Consider the following 11,779-nt stretch of genomic DNA (forward strand, 5'->3'; position numbering starts at 1 on the left):
TATTTTTTGACAAATGGATTATTGCAAAATAAATGGAAGTTGTTGAGACCAAAGAAGATAATCAAGCACAAAGTTACCGACAATCGATCCAAGTGCGATCGATAACAATACATATAATACCCTTGCTTGAAAAACATGGTTCGCCTTGATCCACGTATCAATTTTAATCGCTTGCAAAGCATACCAAGCTACAGCAATAAATATTAAATGTACAATAATACTAACCAATGCCTGTTGGCCAAATCCAGAGATCACATGACCCACTCCTTCAATCAAAAACTACACCATTTATTTTAACTCAAATCACCTTCAGAAAGATAGCACACACCCTCTTAACAATTGACGTTTTTGTTTCACTTTTCGTTTCACCTAAATTTATTTTTCCATAATTTACTTTACTTTAAGCCCTTTGCTTTCCATAAATTAAAAAGAAGAAGGAGCTCTCCCTTCTTCTATACCCGTTTCTACTGTAAGAAATCATAAAATGATAAAAAATTTTGATGGAGGAAATCATAAGCTAATTGTGGAAAAACGCCAAGTAGTATTGTCATCATCACGCAAATACTTATGATAACGCCATTCAACTTCTTCCCACTCATTTGAAAAGTATGATTCGCTTCTCGGAAAAAGGCGTAAACAATCAACTTAAAATAATATATATAAGATATCACCGTAGTGGCGATTAGAATAACAGCTAATAGATAATGCGTTGGTTCTGTGCTTAATGCGCCTAGAAAAATATTCAGTTTGCCAATAAACCCTGATGTTCCAGGTATTCCCGCTAACCCTAGCATAGTAAGTGCGAGTGCAACAGCTAAAAGGGGAGCGCGTTTGGAAAGCCCAGACAATTGCTTTAACTCTTCAATACTCATTAATTGTAATAAGGAAAAAACAGCGATTGTCATAAATAAATAGGCGGTTAAATAAAACCAAATCGTCTCTACCATAAAGGCTGAGAAAGCTGTTACCGCAACTAATAAATATCCCGCATGCGCAATGCTTGAATAAGCAAGCATCCGCTTAATCTTCGTTTGCCTTAGAGCCACTAAATTCCCCCATATCATCGTCACGGCAGCAAGAACGGCTAAAAAGTTTTGCAGCGCCATTAATAAAGAAGAATTGTTACTCACATCCGGAATATGATAAAAAACTGTGATGAACATTCGAATGATTAAAATAAACCCTGCTGCTTTTGAAATAATACTCAAAAAAGCGGTAACTGGTATCGGCGCTCCTTCATAAACATCTGGTGTCCACATATGAAAAGGTGCTGCAGCGATTTTAAATGATAAACCAACTAAAATCATTAGAAAAGCTAGTGCTAATAAAAATAGATGTTGAGTATTCGTTAACTCTTGAAGCCTACCAGCCATTTCTAAAATATTGGTTGTCCCAGCAATCCCATATAAATAACTCATGCCGAATAAGGTAATAGCTGTGGCAATTCCTCCATTAATGACATATTTCATTGCTGACTCGTTTGAAGGGAGATGCTTCTTTCTTATTCCTACTAATATATAGGATGATAAGGTCATTAGCTCTAAACCTACAAAAAGAGTAATTAAATCAGCACTGGAGGACATAATCATCGCACCAAGTAATGCCACTAAAAATAAATAGAAAAACTCTCCCCTGAACTCCGTTAATTTTTCTTTCGGTTCATAAGAAATAGCTAACAACAACACAAAGCCTGCTGCAACTAATAACACTAATTTAAAAGCAATCGCAAAGGAATCTAATCGGAAGGTGTCATAAAGGATCGCAAAAGGTGTGTCCCCTATGAGTGTAAGTAAAAAGATTAAAGCTGCAATGATACTTCCTACACCAAGCCAACCGAGCCATTTCCGATGAAACGACCTCGGTAGAAATAAATCTAGGAGGGATAGTAGAGTAGCTGTACCAAGAATAATGAATTCTGGCACCATCGCATGCCAACTAAATGATAATAATGTATCAAGATCCATTTTTATTTCACCCCCCTAATCCAATGATGATTGATTTTAAAGTTGAACTGATAATATCCGGATAAACACCAATACCAACAATACACAAAAGCAAAATAATTGCTGGCCAAATCTCTAATGGCGTCATATCTCTTACCCTTTTCGCCTTCTCTTGTTGGCCAAAAGTAATCCCTAGCACTGCTCGTAATATATATACAGCCGTCAATATAATGCCTAAACATGCGATTACTGCAAGCACTGGCCATTCTTGAAATAGACCTAGGAACACGAGAAATTCCGCGACAAACCCTGACATACCGGGTAAACCTAATGAGGCGAGACCTGCTACTAACAAAAAACCTGAAGCGATTGGCATTGTTTTCGCTAGCCCATTTAAATCATCCATGGAACTAGATTGATATCTCTCGTAAAAGATGCCGATAAGATAGAAGAATAAGGCGGCAATTAACCCATGTGAGACCACTTGAAACATCGCTCCTTGTATCCCCGCTTCATTTAATGCAGCCAAACCGATAAGCACGATACCCATATGTGAAATCGATGAGTAAGCTAAAATTTTTCTCAGTTCTTGTTGGGATAATGCTAAAAATGCACCATAAAGCAAGTTGATTACACCGAGTATCCCCAGCCATAAAGTGAGCGATTGAAACTGGTTAGGAAAGAAACCTAAACCAAAATGGATGAGACCATAGGCGCCAATTTTCAATAGTACACCTGCATGAAGCATGACAATTGCTGCTGGCGCTTCAGAATGAACCTTAACCATCCAGCTGTGAAACGGCCAAATAGGAAGCTTAATCCCAAAGGCAATGAATAAGGCAAGCAACAAGCCTGTTTTCACTTTTGGCGAAAAAACCGTTCCATCATCCGCACTTAAAATAGACATTAAGGCCTCGATATTCGCTGTACCTGTTTTGGCAAACAATACCATGATGACAACTAAAAGGATTGCTGACCCAATCCCGTTATAAATGAGCAAAGAGAAGGCTGTTCGTTCTTTTTCATATAGCCCCCATTTACCTATTAAAAAGAAGGTTGCCACTAATGTCACTTCAAAAAAGATAAAGAATAAAACTAAGTTCTCAGCAGCAAACACCCCGAGCATGCCAACTTCTAATAATAGAAATAGCATGTAATATCCTTTCCACCCTGCTTTGATCTGAAATGAAGCAAAAGCGGCTAACGTAGAGAGTAAGGCAGTTAATAACAATAGAGTAAGAGAAAAACCGTCTACTCCTAATTCATAATCAATACTGTATAATTTGCCAAACACTTCGGGATTACCAAATTGCATCCAACTTAATTTCCCAGAATAACTAACTAATTCTACACCCATCTTAGATGAGATAATTAAGTAGATTGATAGAAAAAGAGAAGGAAGGGTACTAAGTATAGCGACTGTTTTAATCGTTTTCTCCTTCGTTTTTGCAACCAGTGTTAATAATAAGAGACCGAGAAGGGGCGCAAATACAATAATGCTCAATATAAACGGAAATCCCACTATAAGCCACCTCCTGTCAATGCAAACACTACAATCAGAATGGCTAACCCAACAAAAGCAACCGTCCCATACAATTGAGTCTGCCCATTTTGGAACTTTGAACCAAGCATGCTCAACTGTCTAATTGTGATGGTTACGAGAGAAATGAGACCTTCAATCAAATAAACCTCCACGAAATGTAGTACTTGACTTACGAAGCGGCTACCTTTAACAAAGATATACTGATACACTTCATCGATATAATATTTATTTACTACCAGCTGATACGTATAAGGAGCTCTTGATGTAAACCAATCTCGGGAAATCACTTTCTTACTATACATTAACCAAGCAAGCAAGATACCTAAGAATGCTACAACCGTGGCTACAATCATCACCCAAAGCGGACCATCGAGATGACCATGTACATTTGCAGCTATGCCCGTTGTTAACCAATCTCCTAAAAATGTTCCGAACCAAGGGGTTTGTATATAACCAGCAACAATCGCTAACAAAGCAAGAACCAGCATGGGAACAGTCATCCAATTGGATGATTCTTTGACCATTGAATGCTCTTTCTTTTCTTCTCCACCAAATACTAAGAAAAATAGGCGGAACATGTAAAATGCAGTGAAGAAAGCAGCAACGATTGCAAGTGTGAATAATAAGTAATGACCACTCACCCAGGCAGACACTAATATTTCTTCTTTACTAAAAAACCCTGATAATAAAGGTACTCCACTAATCGCCATTGTCCCGATTAGAAAGAATGGCGCAGTCCATTTCATCTTCTTCCATAAGCCACCCATTTTCTCAATATCTTGGGTATGAACAGCATGGATGACACTACCAGCAGCTAAAAACAATAGTGCCTTAAAAAAGGCGTGTGTTGTTAAATGGAAAACACCTGCCACGTAACCTCCCACCCCTAATGCAAGCATCATATAACCTAGCTGACTTACAGTAGAATACGCTAATGCTCTTTTAATATCTTTTTGGGTCATCCCAATCGTTGCAGCAAAAATGGCGGTAAAACCACCCACAATAGCTATGGTAAGCATGGCCACCTCACTATAGGCGAATAACGGATAAAGCGCTGCTACAAGGTAAACACCAGCTGCTACCATTGTGGCAGCATGGATTAATGCCGATACAGGCGTAGGTCCTTCCATCGCATCAGGTAACCACGAATGCAACGGGAACTGACCAGACTTCCCAACGGCTCCGATAAAGATAAGAATAGCTGTTAAGGTAGCCATCGTTTCTGATAGATCACCCGCTGAGATAGCAGCAAAAATCTCATCATACTCAAAGCTCCCTACTTGCCAAAAGAGAAGAATCATACCAATGAGAAGGCCGACATCACCAATTCTCGTCATGATAAATGCTTTCTTGGCAGCTACTTTTGCCTCTTCTTTATAAAAATAAAAACCGATTAATAGAAATGACCCAACGCCCACAAGCTCCCAGAATATATATGTTTGTAATAGATTGGGAGAAAGAACAAGTCCAAGCATCGCAAAGGTGAATAGTCCTAAGTAGGAGAAAAATACTGTTATGCGCTCATCTCCCTCCATGTATGCCTTTGAATACATATGTACGAGGAAGCTAACGAGCGAAACAATGACAAGCATTAGGGCATTTAATTGATTGACCTCAAAGCCTGCAGTCAATTGAGTCTCCCCTATGGTTAGCCATATGAACTCTACCTTTACATTTTCCTGTGTGAAACGCGCAAATAAAACCAGTAAGGCACATATAAAACTAACCAAGGAAAGAATTACTGCGAAATCAATTTGCCCTCTCCGCCACTTCCTTCCAAAAATAAGTAGCACTAAGAAGGAGAAAAGCGGAAAAAGCGGTATGATCCATGCAATCTCCATCATTTCTTCATGTCCCCTTTTATTCATACGAATGACGTATGTTCATTCAAGCTAATTTTTCAAAGAGTTGTAATCATCTACATTGACGGATTTACGGTTTCGATAGATAGCTATGAGGATAGCGAGCCCAACTGCCGCTTCAGCCGCAGCAACTGCAATGGCAAAAAGGGCAAATATTTGACCATCTATTGAAGGCATCATGCCATACTTACTAAAAGCAACGAGGTTAATATTAACCGCATTTAACATTAATTCAATGGCAATAAGTACAATGACAGTATTCTTCTTCGTTAATGCCCCGTATAATCCGATACAAAAGAGGATAATGGCTAGTGTTAAATAGGCAGATAACGGCACACTACTCACGTTCTTCCCCCTCCTCATCATCCCGTTTCGCTAACACTATCGCACCAATAAGAGCGACGAGTAAAATAACCGAAGTTAATTCAAAAGGAATAATATATTTCGAATAAAGGGCAATCCCTATTTGCTCTGTATTATTTTCATGCAATGAAGTGGATGGTTCCCCTAGTTCAAGTTGGTATATACCTAAGTAGAAGACGAGCCCGAACCCAAGGATGGCAAGAAAGATGAGAAATTTTCTAAAGCCTCCTCCACTCGTCTCGTTCTTGTCATTATGACGCGTTAACATAATGCCAAAAAGCATCATAATTGTGATTGCACCTGAATAGATGAGGATTTGAACTACTGCAATAAATTCTGCAGAAAGCATGACGTAAATGCCAGCAATACTAATGAAAGTAAAGACGAGAGCGACGACCATATGAACAACCTTCGTTAAGTTGATCATCATGATCCCACCGCCTATAGCGATGAGTGATAAAACAATAAATATGAAAAACTCGCCGCTCATGCCTTATTCTCCTTTCGTAATTGGGTATCATTTTCATCCAACCACACAAGATCTTTAAATAATTCATCACGACTATATTCTGCGAGTTCAAACTGATTTGTCATAATGATTGCCTCAGTAGGACAAACTTCCGTACATAAATCACATAGAATACAAATTTCGAAATTTATATCATACGTATCAATAATTTTCCCCCGCTTACTTGAATCGGGATGCTTTTTCCCCGTGAGTGTAATGCAATCTGTCGGACATATATTGGCACATTGATTACAGACGATGCATTTTTCTGGGTAAAATTTTTGAATTCCCCTAAAGCGATCGGGAAGTGGTAAGGGTTCATTAGGATAATCATAGGTTAGTTTCTTGCGCGTCATATTTTTCAACGTGTATTTCAATCCTTTTGCTAATCCAAACATACCTTTGTCACCCCTTTAAAATAGATTGATCCATTCTTTTAATAATGCAGTGAGGAAGATATTCGCAATTGCTACTGGCAATAATACCTTCCAGCCGAATTCCATTAGTTGGTCGGCACGTATCCTTGGGAAAGTAACACGGAACCAAATAAGCAGAAAGATAACAACCATAAATTTAAGCGCAAACCAAACGGCTCCCGGTATAAACCCTAAATAGGGTAATGGTAGCCAACCACCTAAAAAGACGACAGTTATTAACGCTGACATTGCGAACATATACACATACTCAGCTAACATAAAGAACGCCCAACGAAAACCGGTATACTCAACAAAATAACCTGCAACAAGTTCCGACTCCGCTTCAGCCAAATCAAACGGCACCCGATTCAATTCAGCTACTGCTGCAATAAAGAAGACGATAAAGGCAATCGGTTGCCAAAGAATATACCAGCCATTTTCTTGTGCTAACACAATATCATTTAAATTCATACTTCCTGTCAGGAGAATGACACCAATGACCGACATAACTAGTGGAATTTCATATGATATCATCTGTGCGGCTGCCCTCATTGCCCCCATTAATGCATATTTATTATTCGAAGCCCACCCTGCGGTCACAACTCCGACAGTCGTAATACCAGAGACAGCAATATAATAAAGCAAACCAACACCGATATCAGCGAATTGAAATCGATCAGTGAATGGAATGATTGCTAAAACCATAAAAGCAGGTGTAAAAGCAATTAACGGCGCAAGAATAAATAATGGTTTATCTGCTGCTCGCGGAATGGCATCTTCCTTAATCAGTAGTTTCAAGACATCCGCAACTGTTTGTAATAGCCCCCATCTTCCTCCTACTTGGTTAGGCCCATGCCGCAATTGCATAAAGCCCATAACCTTTCTTTCTGCTAAAATGGCATAAGTGACAAAGCCTAGAACAATAAATAACAGCAGAACCGTTAATGCAAAATAAATGAAGAAATGGAGCCATGTCGCTTCAGAGGTTAATAATCCTTCAATCATTATCCGTCCACCTCCCCAAGCACGATATCAATTGCGCCAAGGATCGCGATTAAATTAGCCATATTCTGTCCAACTAGTAACTTCGGTAAGATTTGCAGATTATAAAAAGACGGCCGCCTAAATTTCAGACGATATGGCTCTTTCTTACCTTCACTGGCAATATAACAACCGATCTCTCCTCGAGGAGACTCAATGCGTACAAATGCTTCTCCTTTAGGCGGTTTAATGACTTTAGGAACCTTACCCATGACTTCACCTGTTTCAGGGAATTGCTCCACTGCTTGCTCGAGTATCCGTAAACTTTGTTCTATTTCCTGGATACGCACTTGGTACCTTCCCCATGCATCACCTGTATCTGCTGTACATATTTCAAAAGAAAAACGGTCGTAAATGGAATAAGGTTCACTTTTCCGTAAATCCCAAGCAAGCCCAGTACAACGTAAATTGGCTCCGCTTAAGGAATAGTCCATTGCCTCTTCTTTTGTGTATTGACCGATACCCTTTACACGATTAAGGAAAATTTCATTCCCGGTTACGAGATCTCCGTAACCCGATAACTGCTCTCTCATGTAAGGAATAAACGCCTTCACTTTTTCTATCCAACCGTCTGGTGCATCCCACTTCACTCCGCCTACTCTCATATAATTAAATGTCAGACGGCCACCTGAGATTTCATTTAATAAATTAATGATCATTTCTCTTTCTCTAAAAGCGTATAAAAATGGACTTGTCGCCCCTAAATCAAGCAAATATGTACCCCACCAAACAAGATGACTAGCAATTCTACCGAGTTCCATCGTGATGATGCGAAGGTATTCCGCTCGTTCAGGAATGTCTAGCTCCATCATCGTTTCAACTGCATGGCAAAGCACATAATTATTTGTCATCGCGGCCAAGTAATCTAAGCGATCTGTATAGGGAATAATTTGTGTATATTGCAGGTTTTCAGCTATTTTTTCTGTTCCTCTATGGAGATAACCGATGACTGGTTTGGCATCAATAATCATTTCTCCATCTATTTTGATAACAAGACGAAAAACGCCATGTGTACTGGGATGCTGTGGTCCCACATTTAATAACATCTCTTCTGTTCTAATCATTGCCTTTTACACCTCCACATCATAAGGTTCATAATCCTTGCGGAGAGGATGACCAACCCAATCTTCCCCAAGCATAATGCGATGTAGGTCAGGGTGGTTGGTAAATTGAATACCAAGGAGGTCATATGCTTCACACTCTGGCCAGTTCGCACCTGGCCATATAGATGCAATAGAATCAACCCTTGGATTTTCACGATCCATTTTCACTTTCAAAGCGACAGACTGATTATTTTTAAAGGAGTATAAATGAACATAAATCTCCATATATGTTTCAAAATCAGTTCCATGTAGTTCTGATAAAAATTCAAAATGAAGACCGCTATGTTGTTTGAATAACAAGGCAAGGGAATAGTAATGTTCTAGCTTAACAACAATAGTTGGCACATGCTTGCTCATACGATTAATATAGGAATCTTCTAAAATATCATCTTTGTAGTGTTCTTTTACAATGTTGAGGTAACGATCTAAGATTGGTTGTTGAGGTGATGGTGTGATAGGTTCTGGCTCTTCTGTTTCTTTTGCTTGAGTTGTTTTCCCTCTTGCCTTTGCTGCTGCAGCTGCCTTGGCTTTAGCGGCTGCGATCGCTTTAGCCTTCTCTGAATCGCCACTTTCATTCGCGTTCTTTGCCTTTCGTTTCGCTGCAGCGGCTGCTTTTGCTTTGGCAATAGCGATTGCCTTTTGTTTTTCTAAGTCTTGGTTTGATGTTGAATCTGTTTCTGTTCCTTCTGTCTCTTTTGCTTTTTTCTTTGCTATTGTGGCTGCTTTTGCCTTGGCGGCGGCCGCTGCCTTTTGTTTTTCTAGATCTTGTTTGGAGGTTGGCTCTGTTTCTGTTCCTTCTGCTTCTTTTGCTTTTTTCTTTGCTAATGCGACTGCTTTTGCCTTGGCGGCGGCCGCTGCCTTTTGTTTTTCTAGATCTTGATTGGAGGTTGGCTCTGTTTCTGTTCCTTCTGCTTCTTTTGCTTTTTTCTTTGCTATTGCGGCTGCTTTTGCCTTGGCGGCGGCCGCTGCCTTTTGTTTTTCTAGATCTTGATTGGAGGTTGGCTCTGTTTCTGTTCCTTCTGCTTCTTTTGCTTTTTTCTTTGCTATTGCGGCTGCTTTTGCCTTAGCGGCGGCCGCTGCTTTTTGTTTTTCTAGATCTTGATTGGATGTAACATCATCTTTTGTTTGGTTCACTTCCGATACTGAGTCATGCGGTTCTTCTTTTTTCTTTTCCCTCTCTTCCCGTTTTCTTTGTGCAGCTGCTCTTGCTTTTTCCGCTGCTTCCTTTTTTAACCGCTCTTTATCTTTTTCATCCAAGTCAGATCACCCGCTTTCCTGTTTTCGCCTCATAACGGATTTTTGCCTTTAACTTATTGACACCGTAAATGAGTGCTGCAGGATTAGGTGGACAACCAGGTATGTACACATCAACTGGGACCACTTGGTCTACCCCTTTTACAACAGAATAAGAATAAACATATGGACCACCTGCAGTCGCACAAGAGCCCATGGCAATCACCCACTTCGGTTCAGGCATTTGATCGTAAAGCCGCCTAATGACTGGAGCCATTTTTTTCGTGACGGTACCAGATACAATCATGACATCAGATTGTCGTGGAGAAGTGCGGAAAAAAGAGCCAAAACGATCGAGATCATAGTGAGAAGAACCTACACCCATCATTTCAATGGCACAACAGGCGAGCCCAAACGTCATCGGCCATAATGAATTACTTCTAGCCCATCCTTTTAGCTGCTCTAATGTAGACATGAATATATTACGCTGAATTTCAGCCATTTCTTTTTCACTCATTTGGTCTAATTTTAAATCCATTTCAGCACCTTCTTTTTCCAAGCATATATTAAACCTATCACTAACATAAACACGAAAATCAGCATCTCTATTAAAGCAAATATGCCTAATTTTTCATATGCTACGGCCCATGGATATAAAAACACAGTCTCCACATCAAAAATGACGAAAAGAAGAGCAAACATGTAATAACGAACCGTGAATTGTACCCTTGAGTCTTGAAAGGGATCAATTCCACTTTCATAAGTAGTATACTTATTCTCATTTGGTTGATATGGTCGCAATAATTTCCCGAAAAATAGAGCAACTAATGGTAATAGCACACCGATAATTATAAAAGAAAGGACTATCAAATAATTATTTTGATACAGATGCCATAATTCCAATATCATCCCCCCTGCAATAATAAAACTATTCATAATTTTTAAAATGTAATCGGATACATTATAACATTCCTGCCATATTCTGTCGATAATCCAAAGATCAATTCCACCTGTCCTTACTCATTTATATGACAAGTTGTTTAGGATATATCTTTTTTACTCAATCTTATTTGAAAAAATGATTGATTGTTGCTTTTGTTATCTTGAAATGAGAATGTGAATGATGGATAGAGTTGGGAGAAAATCGTTCGAATATAGCTTTGTGTCAATGATGAACGACGGAAACAGGGTTGAGAACTGATTTTAGACTCTTTTAAGAAATCCTCAAACCAAAGGGATTTCATCACATGAAGGGATTTAATATTTAGTCGCACTAATTCGTACATAAAAAAACACGAGCCAAATCCTGCTTCAGCAGCAGCATTTTGGCTCGTGTTCGTGATGATTATATATTTCTCTCCGAAACATTGATACGATTCATCGCACGTTTTAGTGCAAGTTCTGCACGTTTGAAGTCGACGTTTTCACGCTTTGTTTCATTCAAACGTTGTTCTGCACGATCTTTTGCACGTTTGGCACGATCAAGATCGATATCAGTCGCTTGTTCCGCAGATTGCGCTAAAATCGTTACTTGGTCCGGACGTACTTCGAGGAAACCACCGCTAACAGCAACCAAATCAGATTGATTTTCTTTCTTTAGACGGACAGCTCCAATTTGTAACGGTGCAACCATAGGGACGTGACCTGCTAAAATACCTAGCTCTCCACTTTCAGCTTTGGTACTTACCATTTCCACATCGGATTCATACACCGGGCCATCGGGAGTAACAACACTGACTTTAATCGTCTTCATTTTTTACCCTCCTG

General features: G+C 39.4%; 13 protein-coding genes. All 13 read right to left on the reverse strand.

Annotated elements, in window-relative coordinates; all coding sequences use genetic code 11:
- Positions 1 to 18: 18 nt before the first annotated feature.
- The 13 genes from LG276_RS21780 to LG276_RS21840 all read right to left on the reverse strand — a co-directional run bounded on the left by LG276_RS21780 (position 19) and on the right by LG276_RS21840 (position 11,765).
- A complete protein-coding gene (locus LG276_RS21780) occupies positions 19 to 255 on the reverse strand; it encodes a DUF1146 family protein (RefSeq protein ID WP_224936937.1) in 237 nt (78 codons plus the stop codon).
- Between the two features lie 209 nt (positions 256 to 464).
- A complete protein-coding gene (gene nuoN, locus LG276_RS21785; RefSeq protein ID WP_404292884.1) occupies positions 465 to 1,964 on the reverse strand; it encodes an NADH-quinone oxidoreductase subunit NuoN in 1,500 nt (499 codons plus the stop codon).
- 7 nt (positions 1,965 to 1,971) lie between these two features.
- Complete coding sequence (locus LG276_RS21790; RefSeq protein ID WP_289434861.1) at positions 1,972 to 3,465, reverse strand: NuoM family protein; 1,494 nt, start codon at positions 3,463 to 3,465, stop codon at positions 1,972 to 1,974.
- Entirely contained in the window at positions 3,465 to 5,330 is a 1,866-nt protein-coding gene (nuoL, locus tag LG276_RS21795) for an NADH-quinone oxidoreductase subunit L (RefSeq protein ID WP_224936748.1), read from the reverse strand. The genes LG276_RS21790 and nuoL overlap by 1 nt, the downstream gene beginning before the upstream one ends.
- Positions 5,331 to 5,378: 48 nt before the next feature.
- Positions 5,379 to 5,693 carry an NADH-quinone oxidoreductase subunit NuoK gene (nuoK, locus tag LG276_RS21800; protein WP_095371603.1) on the reverse strand — a complete coding sequence of 105 codons (315 nt, stop codon included), beginning with the start codon at positions 5,691 to 5,693 and terminating at the stop codon, positions 5,379 to 5,381.
- On the reverse strand, positions 5,686 to 6,201 hold the full coding sequence (locus LG276_RS21805) for an NADH-quinone oxidoreductase subunit J (RefSeq protein ID WP_251162308.1): 516 nt from the start codon (positions 6,199 to 6,201) through the stop codon (positions 5,686 to 5,688). The genes nuoK and LG276_RS21805 overlap by 8 nt, the downstream gene beginning before the upstream one ends.
- Entirely contained in the window at positions 6,198 to 6,617 is a 420-nt protein-coding gene (nuoI, locus tag LG276_RS21810; RefSeq protein WP_224936750.1) for an NADH-quinone oxidoreductase subunit NuoI, read from the reverse strand. Before nuoI ends, LG276_RS21805 begins: the two co-directional genes overlap by 4 nt.
- 15 nt (positions 6,618 to 6,632) lie before the next feature.
- Positions 6,633 to 7,640 carry an NADH-quinone oxidoreductase subunit NuoH gene (gene nuoH / locus LG276_RS21815; protein WP_095371600.1) on the reverse strand — a complete coding sequence of 336 codons (1,008 nt, stop codon included), beginning with the start codon at positions 7,638 to 7,640 and terminating at the stop codon, positions 6,633 to 6,635.
- Complete coding sequence (locus LG276_RS21820) at positions 7,640 to 8,740, reverse strand: NADH-quinone oxidoreductase subunit D (protein ID WP_404292886.1); 1,101 nt, start codon at positions 8,738 to 8,740, stop codon at positions 7,640 to 7,642. The genes nuoH and LG276_RS21820 overlap by 1 nt, the downstream gene beginning before the upstream one ends.
- A gap of 6 nt (positions 8,741 to 8,746) precedes the next feature.
- On the reverse strand, positions 8,747 to 10,036 hold the full coding sequence (locus tag LG276_RS21825; protein ID WP_404292888.1) for an NADH-quinone oxidoreductase subunit C: 1,290 nt from the start codon (positions 10,034 to 10,036) through the stop codon (positions 8,747 to 8,749).
- Position 10,037: 1 nt separating this feature from the next.
- The gene (locus LG276_RS21830) at positions 10,038 to 10,550 is read right to left on the reverse strand and encodes an NADH-quinone oxidoreductase subunit B family protein (protein WP_157733862.1); all 513 of its coding nucleotides are present in this window, start codon (positions 10,548 to 10,550) and stop codon (positions 10,038 to 10,040) included.
- The gene (locus LG276_RS21835) at positions 10,541 to 10,915 is read right to left on the reverse strand and encodes an NADH-quinone oxidoreductase subunit A (protein WP_095371596.1); all 375 of its coding nucleotides are present in this window, start codon (positions 10,913 to 10,915) and stop codon (positions 10,541 to 10,543) included. The genes LG276_RS21830 and LG276_RS21835 overlap by 10 nt, the downstream gene beginning before the upstream one ends.
- Before the next feature lie 442 nt (positions 10,916 to 11,357).
- Complete coding sequence (locus LG276_RS21840; RefSeq protein WP_224936753.1) at positions 11,358 to 11,765, reverse strand: F0F1 ATP synthase subunit epsilon; 408 nt, start codon at positions 11,763 to 11,765, stop codon at positions 11,358 to 11,360.
- Positions 11,766 to 11,779 lie beyond the last annotated feature (14 nt).

The sequence above is a fragment of the Cytobacillus kochii genome (genome assembly GCF_044790165.1).
GTDB classification, from domain to species: Bacteria; Bacillota; Bacilli; order Bacillales; family Cytobacillaceae; genus Cytobacillus; species Cytobacillus kochii.